This is a genomic window from Sphingomonas sp. Leaf5, assembly GCF_001421155.1.
GTDB lineage: Bacteria > Pseudomonadota > Alphaproteobacteria > Sphingomonadales > Sphingomonadaceae > Sphingomonas.
On the sequence record NZ_LMJZ01000012.1, the window covers coordinates 57,072 to 73,523 of the forward strand.

At 66.7% G+C, this 16,452-nt stretch carries 17 protein-coding genes and 2 pseudogenes; 9 read left to right on the forward strand and 10 right to left on the reverse strand.

Annotation, left to right across the window (positions count from 1 at the left end):
- Positions 1-366, reverse strand: a complete 366-nt coding sequence (fliE, locus tag ASE50_RS09335; RefSeq protein ID WP_056399020.1) for a flagellar hook-basal body complex protein FliE — start codon at positions 364-366, stop codon at positions 1-3.
- Complete coding sequence (locus ASE50_RS09340) at positions 363-1,631, reverse strand: sigma 54-interacting transcriptional regulator (protein ID WP_056002768.1); 1,269 nt, start codon at positions 1,629-1,631, stop codon at positions 363-365. Before ASE50_RS09340 ends, fliE begins: the two co-directional genes overlap by 4 nt.
- 232 nt (positions 1,632-1,863) lie before the next feature.
- On the opposite strand from ASE50_RS09340, the pseudogene ASE50_RS19695 reads away from it, so the two are divergent.
- Both ASE50_RS19695 and ASE50_RS19515 read left to right on the forward strand, forming a co-directional pair.
- Positions 1,864-2,745: pseudogene (locus ASE50_RS19695) on the forward strand (flagellin hook IN motif-containing protein); the annotation flags it as partial.
- Between the two features lie 843 nt (positions 2,746-3,588).
- A pseudogene (locus ASE50_RS19515) lies at positions 3,589-3,840 on the forward strand (flagellin); the annotation flags it as partial.
- A gap of 950 nt (positions 3,841-4,790) precedes the next feature.
- Here ASE50_RS19515 and fliA read toward each other — a convergent pair.
- The 8 genes from fliA to ASE50_RS09385 all read right to left on the reverse strand — a co-directional run bounded on the left by fliA (position 4,791) and on the right by ASE50_RS09385 (position 11,208).
- A complete protein-coding gene (fliA, locus tag ASE50_RS09350) occupies positions 4,791-5,537 on the reverse strand; it encodes an RNA polymerase sigma factor FliA (protein WP_056399032.1) in 747 nt (248 codons plus the stop codon).
- The gene (flhA, locus tag ASE50_RS09355) at positions 5,534-7,633 is read right to left on the reverse strand and encodes a flagellar biosynthesis protein FlhA (protein WP_200909508.1); all 2,100 of its coding nucleotides are present in this window, start codon (positions 7,631-7,633) and stop codon (positions 5,534-5,536) included. The genes fliA and flhA overlap by 4 nt, the downstream gene beginning before the upstream one ends.
- The gene (locus tag ASE50_RS09360; RefSeq protein WP_056399035.1) at positions 7,633-8,529 is read right to left on the reverse strand and encodes a hypothetical protein; all 897 of its coding nucleotides are present in this window, start codon (positions 8,527-8,529) and stop codon (positions 7,633-7,635) included. Before ASE50_RS09360 ends, flhA begins: the two co-directional genes overlap by 1 nt.
- 217 nt (positions 8,530-8,746) lie before the next feature.
- A complete protein-coding gene (locus ASE50_RS09365) occupies positions 8,747-9,085 on the reverse strand; it encodes a hypothetical protein (RefSeq protein WP_056399041.1) in 339 nt (112 codons plus the stop codon).
- Positions 9,072-9,377, reverse strand: a complete 306-nt coding sequence (flgM, locus tag ASE50_RS09370) for a flagellar biosynthesis anti-sigma factor FlgM (RefSeq protein WP_056502075.1) — start codon at positions 9,375-9,377, stop codon at positions 9,072-9,074. Before flgM ends, ASE50_RS09365 begins: the two co-directional genes overlap by 14 nt.
- A gap of 102 nt (positions 9,378-9,479) precedes the next feature.
- Positions 9,480-10,013: a flagella basal body P-ring formation protein FlgA gene (locus ASE50_RS09375; protein ID WP_056399047.1), complete on the reverse strand. Its 534-nt coding sequence runs from the start codon at positions 10,011-10,013 to the stop codon at positions 9,480-9,482.
- The gene (locus ASE50_RS09380) at positions 10,010-10,558 is read right to left on the reverse strand and encodes a hypothetical protein (RefSeq protein ID WP_056399049.1); all 549 of its coding nucleotides are present in this window, start codon (positions 10,556-10,558) and stop codon (positions 10,010-10,012) included. The genes ASE50_RS09375 and ASE50_RS09380 overlap by 4 nt, the downstream gene beginning before the upstream one ends.
- Entirely contained in the window at positions 10,555-11,208 is a 654-nt protein-coding gene (locus ASE50_RS09385) for a motility protein A (RefSeq protein WP_056399541.1), read from the reverse strand. Before ASE50_RS09385 ends, ASE50_RS09380 begins: the two co-directional genes overlap by 4 nt.
- 193 nt (positions 11,209-11,401) lie before the next feature.
- Here ASE50_RS09385 and flgB point away from each other — a divergent pair, with 193 nt between their 5' ends.
- Genes flgB through ASE50_RS09420 form a run of 7 tightly spaced genes read left to right on the forward strand, consistent with a single transcriptional unit; the run spans position 11,402 to position 16,447 of the window.
- Positions 11,402-11,752, forward strand: coding sequence for a flagellar basal body rod protein FlgB (gene flgB, locus ASE50_RS09390; RefSeq protein ID WP_056002797.1), 351 nt, complete (start codon positions 11,402-11,404; stop codon positions 11,750-11,752).
- A 3-nt stretch (positions 11,753-11,755) separates the two neighbouring features.
- Complete coding sequence (flgC, locus tag ASE50_RS09395; protein WP_056399052.1) at positions 11,756-12,163, forward strand: flagellar basal body rod protein FlgC; 408 nt, start codon at positions 11,756-11,758, stop codon at positions 12,161-12,163.
- A gap of 2 nt (positions 12,164-12,165) precedes the next feature.
- Complete coding sequence (locus tag ASE50_RS09400; protein WP_056399055.1) at positions 12,166-12,840, forward strand: flagellar hook assembly protein FlgD; 675 nt, start codon at positions 12,166-12,168, stop codon at positions 12,838-12,840.
- Positions 12,841-12,874: 34 nt separating this feature from the next.
- Positions 12,875-14,170, forward strand: a complete 1,296-nt coding sequence (locus ASE50_RS09405; RefSeq protein ID WP_056399058.1) for a flagellar hook protein FlgE — start codon at positions 12,875-12,877, stop codon at positions 14,168-14,170.
- 53 nt (positions 14,171-14,223) lie between these two features.
- A complete protein-coding gene (locus ASE50_RS09410; protein WP_056399059.1) occupies positions 14,224-14,976 on the forward strand; it encodes a flagellar basal body rod protein FlgF in 753 nt (250 codons plus the stop codon).
- Positions 14,977-14,988: 12 nt separating this feature from the next.
- Entirely contained in the window at positions 14,989-15,777 is a 789-nt protein-coding gene (gene flgG / locus ASE50_RS09415) for a flagellar basal-body rod protein FlgG (protein WP_056399062.1), read from the forward strand.
- A complete protein-coding gene (locus ASE50_RS09420) occupies positions 15,758-16,447 on the forward strand; it encodes a flagellar basal body L-ring protein FlgH (protein ID WP_056399065.1) in 690 nt (229 codons plus the stop codon). Before flgG ends, ASE50_RS09420 begins: the two co-directional genes overlap by 20 nt.
- Positions 16,448-16,452: the final 5 nt, after the last annotated feature.

Consider the following 16,452-nt stretch of genomic DNA (forward strand, 5'->3'; position numbering starts at 1 on the left):
TCAGACCGGCATGCTCATGATGTCCTTGTAGGCGGACAAAAGTTTATTTCTCACCTGCATCGTCGCTTCGAAACCGACCGATGCCTGCTGGCGCGCCATCATCACCTTCGCGATGTCCACGGTCTCGCCGCGTTCGTACATCGCCGAGAGTTCGCTCGCCTTGTTTTGCTGCGCGTTCACGCCCTTCAGCGCGTCGCCCATCGCATCGGCGAAGCTCGCCGGCTTGGCGGGTTCCGCCACCGGGGCCTGCGCCGCCGCGACCTGCGTGTTCGCCTTCGACAGCGCCTGATTGCGTTCGAGGATCTGCGCGCGAAGCTGCATCACCCGGTCGACGCCCATTGCGCCGCCGACACCCCCGACGCTCATGCCGAAGCCGCCACGGCATGGGCCGGTGCCAGCGTCTCGCCGGCCTCACGCGCCTTGGCGAGGCGGTAGCGCAGCGTGCGCTCCGAAATGCCCAGCCGCCGTGCGGTCTCGACCCGGTTGCCGCCGCATTCCTCCAGCGTCCGGCGGATCGCCGCGAATTCGTGGATCTGCACGATGTTGGTCAGCGTCGCCGCGACCGGTTCGGCGATCCGTGGCTGCGCGGCGGGACCGGCGCGGTCGAACACGATGTCGTGCGCCTCGATCCGGTCGCCCATGCCCAGCAGCAGCGCGCGCTGGATCACATTCTCCAGCTCGCGAGCATTGCCCGGCCAGTCGTGGCGCAGCAGCAGCGCCAGCGCCGCGTCCGAAATCCATGGCAGCGTCGCGCGGTCGGCGGCATGGCGCACGACCATCGCCGCCGCCAGCGCCGCGATGTCGCCCGGCCGCTCGGCCAGCGCGCGGGTGGTCAGCGGGAACACGCTCAGCCGGTAATAGAGATCGGCGCGGAAGCGGCCGGCGGCGACCTCTTCCTGCAAATCGCGATTGGCGCAGGCGACGACGCGGACATCGACCGCCTCGGCATGGGTCGCGCCGATCGGCACGACTTCGCGTTCCTGCAACACGCGCAGCAGCTTGGCCTGCAACGGCAGCGGCATCTCGGCGATCTCGTCGAGCAGCAGCGTGCCGCCATGCGCCGCGCGGAAGAACCCTTCGCCTGCCGCGCCCGCGCCGGTGAACGCGCCCTTCACATGGCCGAACAGCATCGCTTCGAGCATGGTTTCGGGGAGCGCGGCGCAGTTGATCGCGATGAACGGGCCGGCGGCGCGGCTGCTGCCGGCATGGATGGTCCGCGCCAGCACTTCCTTGCCGGTGCCGGTCGGGCCGCCCACCAGCACGGTGATGTCGGCGGCGGCGACGCGGCGGGCCAGCGCCTGCAACGCCAGGCTCTCGGGATCGGCGGCGACCGCCTCGTGCCGGCCGCACAACAGCGCCGCGGCAAAGGCATGGGCGAGTTCGGTGTCGGCATGGGTGTAGCACAGGCGTGCCGGGCGGCCGTCGGCGAACGGCGTCGCGGCGACCGGCCCTTCGGCCAGCACCAGCGTGCGCGACGCGATCGGCGGCACCTCGCCCTCCATGATCAGGAACGCATCGGCCGGGCCCGGCTTCTGCCCGGCATTGGCCAGCACGAACCCTTGCGCGCGCAGCGAGGATACGAGCGTGAACTTCGAGGCGAGGACGGCAGCGGATGGATAGATCGAGCGCATCGGTGGTGATTCCCCTGGACGGCACCTCTTTGCCGCCGCGCTGGTTAACACCCGGTAAAATCCTGCCTGATTCGGCTCTGTATGCCGCGTGCGCTCCCCCGCGCGCGCGAGGGGCCGATTTTTTCGCTTAAACCCGGCCGACGGTTGCCGTTTCTCCGGGCAGCAGCTTCGTTCCCGCACGCTTCATCAGGGGGGGCCACGGGGCGCTGGACGTCAGACCGGAGGAAATACCATGACCGTTATCGGATCCAACATCGGATCGCTTCGCGCCGCCAACGCCTCGTCCGCCGCCAACGACTCGCTGAAGATGTCGATGGAGCGCCTGTCGACCGGCAAGCGCATCAACTCGGCCAAGGACGACGCCGCCGGCCTCGCCATCGCCACCCGCATGACCAGCCAGATCAAGACGATGGCGGTCGCCGCCCGCAACGCCAACGACGGCATCTCGATGGCGCAGACCGCCGAAGGCGCGCTGGGCGAAGTCACCAACATGCTGCAGCGTATGAAGGAACTCGCCGGCCAGGCCGCCAACGGATCGCTCGGTTCGTCGGAACGCAAGGCGCTCCAGTCGGAAGTCGGCCAGCTGACCGCGCAGATCAACGACATCTCGACCAAGACCAACTTCAACGGCATCAACCTGCTCGACGGCTCGGTAAAGGGCGTGACGCTCCAGACCGGTGCACAGGCAGGGCAGACGACCGCGCTGTCGCTTGCCAACACCTCGGCAACCGCGCTCGGCCTGAACGGCTACCGCGTCGAGGGTCAGGCAACCACCGGCCGCATCAGCGCCGCGACGATCGGTGCCGCCGATATCCAGATCAACGGGAAGAACGCATTCAGCGCCGCCCTGACGGCGGGTACGGCCGAAACCACGGCTGCCGCGATCAACACCAACACCGGTCAGACCGGCGTATCGGCAGCTGCATACAATACGCTGTCGGGCGGCCCGATCGCTTCGGGCGGCGTGACCAGTGCGACCGGCTTCTCGATCGCGGTCGGCGGCGGCACTGCCGTGAACGTGACCGGCGCGAGCGGTCAGGAACTGGTCGAAAAGATCAACCGCGACGTGGGCGGTGTCAGCGCGCAGCTCGATAACGAGGGCAAGATCGTCCTGTCGAACGACACCGGCAAGACCATCGTCATCGCCGGTGCCGATGCGGGCAAGGCGGGTTTCACCGCCGGTACCTATGGTGGTTTCGTCGCGCTCAGCAGCTCGAACGGCCAGTCGATCGATATCAAGCGGGGCACTTCGGGCGACTCGACGGACCTTGCCGCGATTGGTTTGAACGAAACGACCGGGAACAACACCATCAAGGGCTCGACCGCGGGTGCCACAGCTTTGGATGGCACGGACAGCCTGAAGTTGAACGGTGTCGCTGTCGGCAGTTCGAACGATGCTTCCGCAGCATCGAAGGCCGCCGCTATCAACGCAGTCAACGGCCAGAGTGGCGTGACCGCCGTTGCCACCACCAAGGCGATCGTTACGCTCGACGCGACGAAAATCGTTGCGGCGCAGGATTTGTTCATCAACGGTGCACAGGTTAGCTTCGCCGATACGGACGGCACGACCGGAATGTCGATGTCCGACGTCGTGAAGAATATCAATGACGCAGGTATCAGCGGCTTGGTCGCATCGAGCGACGCAACCGGCAATCTGATCCTGACGTCTTCGACCGGCAACGACATCAAACTGGCGGAAGATGCCGCGGGTGCTTCGCCTACCGCCGTGCTCGCCGTAAAGGGTGATGATGGCACGAACGTCGCGGTTGCTGCCAATATGGTTCTTCGTGGCCGGGTTGAATTGAAATCCGACACCGGTGCCGAAATCCGCGTCGAAGGTTCGACCGCTTCGCTCGGCAAGGTCGGTCTTGCCGCACAGGGCGGTGCCAAGGACATGATCGGCGGTGCGCTGAACGTCACCAGCCAGGCGAATGCCTCGGTGGCGATGACCGCGATCGACAAGGCGCTCGACAAGGTTTCGTCGATCCGTGGCGATCTGGGTGCCGTGCAGAACCGTCTGCAGGTCACCGTCAACAACCTGACCACCACCTCGTCGAACCTGCAGGAAGCGCGCAGCCGCATCGAAGACACCGACTTCTCGTCGGAATCGACCGCGCTCGCCAAGGCGCAGATCCTTGGCCAGGCATCGACCGCGATGCTGGCACAGGCCAACCAGTCGCAGCAGGGCGTGCTGAAACTGCTCGGCTAAGCCCGGCTCCGCTGCCGCCGTTCCCCCTTGCATGAAGGCGGCGGCAGCGGTCCTCCCGGTAACGGGACCGGCCCCCGGCGACGGAAACGTCACCGGGGGTTTTCGGCGTCCGGCACACCCGCCCGGACTCTATATATAGCGCACACCCCAAATCCTCCCCGCTCGCGGGGAGGGGGACCATCCGCAGGATGGTGGAGGGGGGGTGGCCGCAGGCGAGCCTGCCATGGCATCGAACCACTCGAATGCCGGGTGCGCGCGGCCCCGGTCGCCCGGCGCATCCGGAACGGGTCGCTCCTCACCGAAAATCCCGGGCCGTACCCCCGCGCAGGCGGGGGGCCAGAGCCAAGCAAAACAACGGCTTGCGCTTTTGACCCTGGACCCCCGCCTACGCGGGGGTCCGGCGAAAGGTCGCTGGTCGAGCGACGTTCGCAAAGGCTCCGATCTGGCCGGAGGCAACATGCCGAGCATCGACCGGTCCGCGAACCGAACGGCCGTGCCGCGTAGCAATCGCAGCTTTCCTACAACCCGCCAACTGGGGCAGGATCGAATCCACACGATCGATCGCGGCACAACGCCCGCTACCCCGCCACCATAACCCCGAACTGGATCGAAACCTCTGCGAGAGTCGTGTGCCAAACCAAACCGAGCCGTACCCCGGCGAAGGCCGGGGTCCAGTCGGGAAGGTTTTTCCGTACGGTACGAACGTCCCCCAACTGGGCCCCGGCCTTCGCCGGGGTACGGTCAAAGCAGTTTCGCAAAGGTCCCGACTGATCCTGGGTCCCGCTTTTCTCAACGTCGCAACCAGCAAGAGCCCGCAATACCGGGCATCAGTTGCAACAGAATCGCAACAGCGCCAAAAACGCGGCAAGTGTGACCTTCGTGACCTTTGGACACGAAAACGGGGCCGAACCCACGCCCGACCCCGTCAAAACCCCAGCGATCCCAACCGCCTATCCCGCCGCCCGCGCCAACGCCTTTTTCAGCTTCTCATGCGCCGACTTCTTGATCTGGCAGATGCGCGCCGCGCCGACGCCCAGCACCTGCCCGATCTCCTCGAGGTTCAGTTCCTCGACATAATAAAGCTGGATTACCTGCGCCTCGCGTTCGGGCAGTGCGGTGATCGCGGCGATCAGCGCCTCGCGCAATTCGCCCTCGGCCAGCGCCTCGAACGCGTCGGGGCCGTCGTCCATGAACCATGGCGCTTCGTCGGTATAGACGTCGTCGATCGAATCGAACTGCACCGACTGGACGTCGGCATAGTCGGTCCTGAGCTTGCCGAGCGGCACGTCCAGCCGTTCCGCGATCTCGGCGGGCACCGGCGCGCGGCCCAGTTCCTGCGTCAGCGCCGACACCGCCTTCGCATAGTCGCGCCGCCGCTTCATCGCCCCGCGGCTGATCGTCGCCTGTCGCCGCAGCTCGTCGATCATCGCCCCGCGCAGCCGCGTGGCGAGATATTGTTCGAACGTGACCGCACCGCGATCCTCGAACATCGGCACCGCCTCGACCAGGGCGACCAGACCGATCTGCACTAGATCCTCGACATCGACCATCGTGCTCATATGGCCATGGACATGCCACGCGATCCGCCGGACCAGCGGCAGGTGCCGCCGCACCAGCGCATCGGCGTCGTTGGGCCGGGTCCGCCGCGTATAGGTCGCGGCGTTCAGCTCGGGTTGCGGAAAGAAGGGCGCGTTCATGCGGGAATGGCCTCCGGTGCGCCGATGACGGCGACGACTTCGACTGCCTTGTCTTCGGGAACTTCGAAGAAGCTCATGACCGGGGTGTCGGGCAGGCACGACTTGACCAGCTTGCGGACGGCGACGCGGATCGACGGCTGCACGACCAGCGCGAACGGCTTGGCCTCCGCCATCAACGGCTGCGCGGCATGGGTCAGCGCGTCGATGATCCGCCGGCCCAGATCGGGCTCGATCGCGTTGCGCCGCGACGGATCGCCGCGCATCGCCTGACCCAGCAGCGCCTCCAGCTGTCCTTCGAGCGTCATGACGCGGAGCGGCTCGCGCACGCCGCACAGCTTCTGGATGATGAGCGCGCCCAGCTCCGGCCGGATGAGCTCGACGATTTCCTCGGCATCCTGCGTGCGCTGCGCGACGACGGCGATGGCGGCGGCGATGCGGCGGAATTCCTTCAGCGGGATATTCTCGGCCAGCAGCGCGCGCAGCACCTGCGTCAGCGTGGTCAGCGTCAGCGGCTGCGGGCACAGCGCCGCCACCAGGCTCGCGGCACGGTCCTTTAGGCCATCGAGCAGCGACTGCACCTCGTCCGGACCCAGCAGCTCGGTCGCGTTGACGGTCAGCACATGGTTCAGATGGGTGGCGACGACCGTCCCGGCATCGACCACCAGATAGCCGGCACCGGTCGCGGCATCGGCATCGCCCGGCTGGATCCAGATCGCGTCGAGGCCGAAGGTCGGGTCCTTGGCGGTCTTGCCCTCCAGGAATCCGCCGACCGCCTGTCCGGTGTCGAGCGCCAGCATCTCGGTCGCCGAGGCCATATCCTCGCCGACGACCACGCCGCCGATCGAGATGCGATAGGTATAGGGGGCGAGGTTGATGTCGTCGCGCACCTTCACCTGCGGCACGACGAAGCCCAGATCCTTGGACAGCTGGCGGCGGACCCCGGTGATCCGGCTCATCAGCGGCGCGCCCTTGCGCTCGTCGACCAGCGGCACGAGGCCGTAGCCGATGTCGAGCATGATGTGGCAATTGTCGTTGACCTCATCCCAGCCGATCTTCGACAGGTCGGCCGGTTCGGGCAGCGCCTCGACCGGCGGGGCGGGGGGCGGCGCGTTCTTCTGCTTGGCCAGCTTCCACGATGCGAAGCCCGCAATGCCGGCGGCCGGGGCCAGCACGAGGAACGGCATCCCCGGCAGCATCGCCAGCAGGCCGAGAATGCCGGCGACCGGGGCCCAGGTGCGGTGCGACGCGAACTGCGATCCGATCTGCCCGGCCAGATCCTGCGACGAGGTCGAGGTGACGCGGGTGACGATGGCGGCGGCGGCGATCGACAGCAGCAGCGACGGCACCTGCGCGACCAGCGCGTCGCCGATCGCCAGCAGGATATAGGTCTGCGCCGCCTGTCCGACCGCCATCTGGTGGCTGACGACGCCGAGGATCAGGCCGCCGACGATGTTGATGGCGAGGATCAGCAGGCCGGCGACCGCGTCGCCCTTCACGAACTTCGACGAACCGTCCATCGCGCCGTAGAAATCGGCTTCGGCCCCGGTCTCGATGCGCTTGGTCCGCGCTTCGTCGGGGCTGATGAGGCCAGCGTTCAGGTCGGCGTCGATCGCCATCTGCTTGCCGGGCAGGGCGTCGAGGGTGAAGCGCGCCGACACTTCGGACACGCGACCCGCGCCCTTGGTCACCACGATCATGTTGATGATGATCAGGATCGAAAAGACGAAAAGACCGACGACATAGTCGCCGCCGATCAGGAAGCTGCCGAACGCCTCGATGACATGGCCCGCCGCCGCTTCGCCCTCATGGCCGTGGACCAGCACGACGCGCGTCGATGCGACGTTGAGGCCGAGGCGGAACAGCGTCGCGAACAGCAGCACCGTCGGAAAGGCGGAGAAGTCGAGCGGCTTCTGCGCATTGAGCGCGACCATGAGCACCGCGATCGAGATCATGATGTTCATGACGAAGAAGATGTCGAGCATGAACGCCGGGATCGGCACGACCATCAGCAGGACGAGCAACAGGATCGCGCCGGGCAACGCCGACTGGCGCAGCGCGGGCAGGATGCTTTTCGGATCGCTCAGGATCGCCTGCATCATGCCGCTCCCAGATTGGCGAGGATCGAATAGGCCAGCCGCGCCGATTCAGGCGTCGGGCGATAGAGCGAGGCCATCTGCGGCACCGCCGCCGGGTTGGTGCCTTTGCTGCGCACGACGTTCAGATTGGCGATGGTCGTCGCCAGCCATGCCTCGTCGCCGCCCTGCGCCTCGTTGCCCATGATGACGTCGCCGCTAAAGCCGTTGAGCAGGACGGCGGGCTGCTGCATCCGGTTGACCGGAAAGCCGCCATCCTCGACGCCGCTGCCGCCGCCGGTCTTCGCCCCGCGGTCGAGCTTCGCGCCCATCCGTTCGTAGATGTCGCCGAGCGAGCGCGGCTGGCCGCCGGGCGCAAAGAAGATCGAGCGGTTGGCGCGGGCGGCGGCGGGGAACATCGCCGCTGCCGACCGGTCGGGATTGGCCTGCATCGACGTCAGGAACTGGCGCGCGCCGCCCAGGCCCAGGAAATGCGCCATATACAGGTCGGTGCCGGTCGCGTTGCGGCCCAGCGCGCCTTCCAGTGCGGATTTGTTGTCGGCGGCATGTTCGGCCGCCATCAGCGACGATGCCTGCGGGTCCTTGCGCAATTGCAGGATCGCCTGACGGGTGGCGGGGTCGGCGACATAGTAACGGCCGTTGCTGCCCTGGCGGATGCTGTCCGACGCCCATTGCATGCCGTGCTCGGCACCATGCGCCTTGACCACGCCCAGCCAGCTCTGTTCGACGAACTGGTACAGTCCGGTCGCCGACGAGGTCGCGGCGCGCGCGTTGGTGTGCAGGCCGCTTTCGACCTGCGCCTGACCCAACAGGAAATTGAAATCGATGCCCGTCCGCGCGCTCGCCGTCGCGATCGCTGCATGGACGTTTGATCTGGCTTCTACCGGAACGACATTCATCGGGCTGTGCTTCGCTTCCCCTGTTCAGGGAGCCACTCAGCAAGCGGCGTGCCAGTTTCGGAATGTTCGTGTCCGTGCCCCGAAGCGTGCGCCATCCGCCCCGCCGCAAACCGTCATCCCAGCGCAGGCTGGGATCTCCCGGTTATCGCACCCTGCAAGAGCCGCATGAGACCCCGGCCTTCGCTGGGATGACGTGCCCGGCAAAGGGGTTCAATGCTTACCGATACGCCGCCGCCGCCATCCGCTGCGGCGTGCCGGCAATGCCTGGCCGGTAGGCCGGCAATCCGCCGCCGGTCAGCTGGTCGATGCGCCGCCGGACATTGGCGGTCATCAGATTGACGTAGATGCGCGCGGTCTCGTTCAGCCGCTGCGCCTCGCGCGCCAGCGTTTCCAGCTCGGCGTCGAGCGGCACGTCGTTGTTGGCGGCGACCGCCTCGATCCCTTGCAGCTTCATCGCGGTCGCGGTTTCCAGCGCGGTGACATCGTTCGCCTGCAATGCGGCGATTTCCGCATGCAGGCTGTCGATGATCTGGATCAGCGCATCACGCCGGTTCATTGCTGTTCCAATCGAGTTTCAGGGCGATGAGCCGGTCGGCGATGGTGGCGGGCGACAGAGGGAAACGGCCGTCGGCGATCGCCTTGCGGATCGTCGCGACCCGGTCGGTATCGACCGGTGCCGATGCCGACATGGCGGCCGCCGTCGTGCCCCCCGACAGGATCGCCACGCCGGTCTTCGCCACCGCGCTGTCCGGCGCCGGCGTCGCTGCGGCGCGTGTCTGCCCTTCGGGGCGTGCGATGGCACGCTGCCCGATCGACGATACCGGCCTTGAACCGACTGAATCTACCATGTCCCCGTCCTTCACGAACTGCTGACATGAGGAGAAACGACGCCATCGCGAACTTCTTTAGCAAAAATTACTGCGGATCGATTTTTTGTCGATTTTGCCGTGTCAGCGATCGAAACCGGGCAGGGCGGCACGGCCCGATTCCATCGCGATCGCCTGGATCGGCGGCTTTGCGGGATCGACCTTCACCATCAACCGGCCACCGACCGGTGCATCGCCCATCGCCACGCCGTCGCGGGTGATCGAAAAGCCCTCGGACCCGGCTTCGACCATGATCGGGTCGCCACGGCGGATCACCGGTTCGGGCTTGGCTGGTGCGGCGACGGCGACGGCCGGCGCGGGGCGTTCGGGAAGGGCGCGGGCCAGACGGCGGACCGGGACATAGACCTTCCATGCCGGTGCCATGCAGTTGACGACCACCGCATCCTGCCGTTCCGACAGCCAGCTGAATTGCGGCATCGCGCATTTCGCCAGCTTCAGCCGGGAATCGACCCGCATCTGCGCGCCGCCATCCATGCCGATGCTGGCACCGGTGAACTGCACGATCGCTTCGTCGAGCTGCGCGGTCGACTGGAAACTCTGTGCCGCGACGACGGGGGCGGCGGTCAGCAATGCGATGGTCAGGATCGGGCGGATCATCGGTCGGCTCCATTAGCGGGGGCGGCAACCGGCGCCTGCCGGTCGGCAACGGCTTGCCGGTCGCCGGCAAAGCCCAAATCGATCTGGACGCCGCGCGTGCCGGTGGCGGGCGGGGCAAAGGCGAGCTGGTCGGGCTGTACCGCACCATCGGCGACCAATGCGGTCGCGACGGTGCGGGCGCGGTCGTTGGCAAGGATCGCGGCGCTGCCGGTCAACGGGTCGACATCGCCAGCGGTGCCGCCGGTCAGCGTCACCATGACCCGCGGGTCGGCGGCAGCGGTCCGGACGAACTCCACCGTCCGGGCATAGCTGGCCGGCATGGCGGACGATCCCGTGGCAAAGCCGTCGACGATCCCGCGATCGAGCGTCATCGGCGCGGCGTCGGCATCGAACCCGGCACGGATACCGGCGGTCAGCGCCTTCCGGTCGACCATCTGTGCCGCCTGCAGGAACACGAAGAACCCGACCAGCAACAGCGACAAATCGGCCAGCGTGGTCAGCCATAGCGGCCGGCCGGGGGCGACATCGAACTGCGACATCTTCATTCTGCGGCCTCTCGGAAATGCGGACGTTCGCGCCGGGCCAGCGCGACCAGCGGTCCTTCGAACCGGCTGCGTTCGAACGCCTCGATCCGCGCCATCCGCCGCAGCCGTCCGGCGATCGGCATCCCGATCAGCGTGGCGACGATCGCGCCGTACAGCGTCGACAGCAGCGCGACCGCCATCGCCTTGCCGATCGCGGTCGGATCGGTCATCGCCATGAACATCTGCACCAGCCCGACCAGCGTGCCGATCATGCCCAGCGCCGGTGCCAGTTCGGCGACCGCCGCCCACATATCGGCGGCGGCGAGGTGGCGTTCGGCACGCGCGGCGTTGCGATGGCTCAGCGTCTCGCCGACCGCATCCGGCCCCGCGCCATCGACGATCGCGGCGATCGCTTCGGCGATATCGGGATCGGCGATCTGCGAACGGTCGAGCGTCAGTACGCCGTGCCGCCGCGCGATCCGCGCCAGTGCGGCGATCTGTTCGATGCCGGCATCGGCGGTGAACGAGCGGCGGGGCAGCGTGGCGAGCGCGCGCAGGGCGCGGCCCACATCGGCGAACGGCGTGCGGATCGCGATCGTCAGGATGGTGCCGCCGATCACGAACAGGGCGGCCATCGGATCGGCATAGGGGGCGAGCAGCGTCAGGTTCATGCCCGCCATACTGCAAGGGCAATGCCAGTTTGCGCCCGGCAATGGCTTGCCGGGGCGCGGCGGGCGGTTGCCGCAATCATGGTTAAGGTCGCGCCGGTTCCTGTCGCGGCACGGGGATGCGCGAAACTGGCACGCGCTTTGCTGTGATCCGGGGGGACGCGCATCCGGCGCGCCGCTTGGGGACTTTGGGCCGATGGCCGACAACGCTCTGTTCGGGATACATGGTGCCGCGCTGGAAGTGCGTGCGCAGCGCATGGGGATGCTGGCGTCGAACATCGCCAACGCATCCACGCCCGGATTCAAGGCGAAGGACGTCGATTTCCGCGCGGCGCTGGCCGGGGCGGAACGCGGCGGCAATGTCGACGGCGCGATCGACCGCAACACGCTGTACCGCCTGCCGCTCCAGCCCTCGATGGACGGCAACACCGTCGAACTGGCGACCGAACAGACCGCGTTCGCGGAAAACGCTGTGGCGTATCAGACGACGCTCGCGTTCCTGAACGGCCGCATCTCCACCATCACCCGCGCGCTGAAGGGGGAATAAGCGATGGCTGCTCCGATGAGTATCTTCGAGGTATCGGGCCGCGCCATGTCCGCGCAGCTCGTGCGGATGAACACCACCGCGTCGAACCTCGCCAATGCCGGCGCGGTCGCGACGACCGAGGCGACCGCCTATCGCACGATGAAGCCGGTGTTCCGCACCAGCTTCGACGCCGCCAGCGGCCTCGCCACCGTCGATGCCCGGCAGATCGTGCAGGCGGGCGAGACCCCGGCCAAACGCTACGACCCGAGCAACCCGCTGGCCGATCCCGAAGGCAATGTCTGGGAAGCGGCCGTCGACGAACCGCGCGAGCTGGTCGACATGCTCGACGCCGCCCGCACCTATCAGAACAACGTCGAAGTGATGTCGACCGCCAAGTCGCTCATCACCGAAACCCTCCGTCTGGGACGCTGATCATGGCCACCACCTCGGTCCAGAATATTCCGCAACTCGATGCCGCGAAACAGGCGGCGGCAAAGTCCAAACTGGGTCAGCGTTCGCTGGGCCAGGACGATTTCCTCCGCCTGATGACCGCGCAGCTTCAATATCAGGATCCCTTCAACCCCACCGACAACGGCCAGATGGTCGCGCAGATGGCGCAGTTTTCGTCGCTGTCGGGCATCACGGAGATGACGTCGACGTTGAAGACGCTGGCGGCGAAGATGGGCGGCAACGGCACCAGCGACGCGGTGTCGTGGATCGGCAAGGCGGTGTTGACTGACAGCCCGACCGCGACCGCCGACAATAGCGGCAACGTCAACGGCGCGGTCGAACTCGATGCCGATGCCGCCAAGGTCCAGCTCGAAATCCGCGACGCCAGCGGCGTGGTCGCCCGCACCGTGTCGATGGGTCCGCAGCCCAAGGGCATGGTCGATTACCAGTGGGACGGCACCACCGACCAGGGCCTTCCCGCCGGTGCTGGCCCCTACACCATCTCGGTCGCCGCATCCGACAAGAGCGGCGTCGTGGTCAAGGCACGCAACCTCGCCTGGACGGGCGTGTCCTCGGTCATGCCGAACGGCGGCAAGCCGACGTTGACGCTGTCGAACGGGTCGCAGGTCGCGGCCGACACCGTCCGCAAGATCGCCTGATCCCTCACTTTACGAATTCACGCAGGAGCCAAGCATGTCCTTCTATACCTCGCTGTCCGGCCTGAAGGCCTCTCAGGTCGACATGGCGTCGATCGCGCACAACCTTGCCAACGTCGGCACCACCGGCTTCAAGAAGAGCCGCGCCGAATTCGCCGACGTGATCGCGTCGAACCTCGCCGTCGCGCCGACGCAGATGGTCGGTTCGGGTACGGTGGTGAAGGGCAATCGCCAGCAGTTCGGCGAAGGCAACCTCGTCCAGTCGTCGTCGTCGCTCGACATCGCGATCGCCGGCGACGGTTTCTTCACGCTGAAGCCTGATCCCAACAAGCAGGGTCTGGCCTTCACCCGCAACGGTTCGCTGCGCGTCGATGCGAACCAGTTCGTCACTGATGCGCAGGGCGCGCGGTTGCAGGTCTATCCGGTCGACGGAAACGGCAACGTCATCGCGACGACGCGTGAATCGCTGACCGACCTCGTGCTCGCCGGAACCTCCGGCAAGCCGAAGGGCACCGACAATGTGACGCTCGGGCTCAATTTGAACGCGCGTTCGGTCGTGCCGGCGACGGGCGACTTCAGCCGGTTCGATTCCAGCAGCTACAACGAAGCGATCTCGACGACCGTGTATGACGGTGCCGGCAATCCGATGACGATGACCACCTATCTGAAGCGGACGACGCCACCGGTCGTCACCGTGCCGCCGGCCGTCGAGGATCTGTCGAGCACGTGGCAGGCTTACAGCTTCGTCGGCGACAAGCCGATGACCGTGGGAACCGGTGCCGCCGAAACTCCGGTGGTCACGGTCCAGTTCAATACCGCCGGCCAGCTTGCCGCACCGGTCGTCAGCACCTTCAACTCGTTCATGCCGCCGAGCGGCGTGGCCCAGCAGCAGATCAAGCTGACCGTACCGGTCACGACCGAATCGACCACCAAGCCGTTCAAGGTCGCCAGCCAGCTTCAGGACGGTGTCGAGGTCGGCCGGCTGCAGGGCGTGACGATCAACGAAAAGGGCATCGTCACCGCCAGCTATTCGAACGGCGATACCAAGCCGCTCGGCCAGGTCGCGATCGTCAACTTCTCGAACTCGTCGGGCCTGCGCCAGATGGGCAACAGCAACTGGCAGGCGACCGGCCTGTCGGGCGATCCGACCTTCGCCAGCTCGGGCGAAAACGGCGCAGGCTCGCTGATGTCGGGCATGATCGAGGGATCGAACGTCGACATCACCGAGGAACTGGTCGGCCTGATCGCCGCGCAGCGCAACTTCCAGGCGAACTCGAAGGCGCTCGACACCTCGAACCAGATCACGCGCTCGATCCTCGATCTGCGCGCCTGATGGAACTGGCATGGCCCTTGCTGTGAAGCAGGGGTCATAACACGGAGGCTTCGATGGACCGGCTGGTCTACACCGCGATGTCGGGATTGCGCGGACACATGGCGTCGCAGGCCACGATCGCGAACAACATCGCGAACGGGTCGACGATCGGCTATCGTGCCGACAAGGTCGATTTCGAACAGTTGTTGCTCAAGGGCAAGAACGGCGAACTCGAATCGCGCTCGCCTTCGTCGGAAGAGGTGCGCGACATGGACCGGCGGGCGGGGGCGATCCTCGCCACCGGCCGCTCGCTCGACGTAGCGGTCGAGGGCGATGCGTGGATCGCAGTTCAGGGGCCCGACGGCACCGAAGCCTATACCCGCCGCGGCGACCTGCAGGTTACTGCCGCCGGCACGCTCGAGACCGGCGATCGTTTGCCGGTCATGGGCACGGGCGGCCCGATCACCGTGCCGCCCAGCCAGTCGATCAACATCACCGCCGACGGCCGCGTGATGATCGTCCCGCAGGGCGCGCCTCCGGGCACGCCCGATCAGGAAGTCGGCCAGATCAAGCTAGTCAGCACCGCCGGCAGCGACACGGTCAAGGGCATCGACAATCTGTTGCACGTCCGTGGCGGCGGCACCCTGCCCGGCGACATGACCGCCAAGGTCCGCGGCGGCGCTCTCGAACAATCGAACGTCAACATGACGCAGGCGCTGGTCGACATGATCGAGAACCAGCGGTCCTACGAAGTGCAGGCCGGCATGCTGAAGCAGGCGAAGGAAATGGATGAAGCCTCCGCCAACCTGATGCGCGTCCAGAGTTAAGGGGAACACGACATGGCCAATGCAGCACTGCATATCGCGCGCACCGGGCTGGATGCCCAGGATACGCGGATGCGCGTCATCTCGAACAACCTGGCGAACGTCAACACGACCGGGTTCAAGCGCGACCGCGCCTCGTTCGAGGCGATGAGCTATCAGATCATCACCGCGCAGGGGGCCGCCTCGACGCAGGAATCGCGCTATGCGACCGGTCTGAACCTCGGCACCGGTGTCCGCGTGCAGGGGACCGCGAGCATCCAGACGCAGGGCTCGCTCGCCACGACCGGCAACGCACTCGACGTCGCCCTGGAAGGCGACGGCTTCTTTCAGGTGCAGCTGCCCGGCGGCCAGATCGGCTATACCCGCGCCGGCAATTTCACGCGCTCCGCCGAAGGGCTGCTGGTCACCACCGACGGACATCAGGTGATGCCCGGCATCACCCTGCCCGAAGGTGCCACCTCGATCACGATCGGCGGTGACGGCACGGTCAGCGCGACCATCCCCAACCAGACCGAAGCGACTCCCGTCGGCCAGATCCAGGTCGCGAGCTTCGCCAATCCCGCCGGGCTGCAACCGGCCGGGGACAATTTCCTGACCGAAACCGGTGCTTCGGGTGCGGCGCAGCTCGGTGTCGCCGGCCTCGAGGGTCGCGGACGCATTCGGCAGGGGATGCTCGAAAGCTCGAACGTCAACGTCGTCGAGGAACTCGTCGACATGATCGAGACCCAGCGCGCCTATGAGGTCAATTCGAAGATGATCTCGGCCACCGACGAGATGCTGAAATATGTCAACCAGAACATCTGACGCCGCGCGCGCCGTCGCGCTCGCCATCGTGGTGCTGGCGGCAATGCCGGCAGATGCCCGCCCCCTGTTCGGCAGGAAATTGCCGCGCGAATCCTACGCCGCCACCCCGCCCGCCGCGCCGGTCGTTCCGGTGGTCGCTACCGGCGCGATCTTTCAGGTCGAGCAGGGCTATGCCGCGCTGTACGAGGGATGGCGCGCGCGCAAGGTCGGCGATCCACTGACCATCGCGCTGGTCGAGCGGACCAGTGCGTCGAAATCGGCCGGATCGAAGCTCGACAGCAACGGCAAATTCTCGATCACGCCACCTTCGGTCGGGCCGCTGGCATTCGACCCGAACATCGCCCAGGCATCGGGTGGCCGCAATTTCGGTGGCACCGGATCGTCCGATCAGACCAATGCGCTGTCGGGCGAATTGTCGGTCACCGTCGCCGAAGTCTATCCCAACGGCACGATGCTGGTGCAGGGGCAGAAGCGGGTGACGCTGAGCCGCGGCGACGAGATCGTCGCGATCAAGGGGATCGTCCGCATCGCCGATGTCGACGCGAACAACCGCGTGCCGTCGACCCGCGTGGCCGATGCCCGCATTTCCTACACCGGCAAGGGCGATGTCGCCCGCGCCAGCCGGCAGGGGTGGCTCAGCCGCTTCTTCCAGGTCGTCAGCCCGTTCTAGGACTG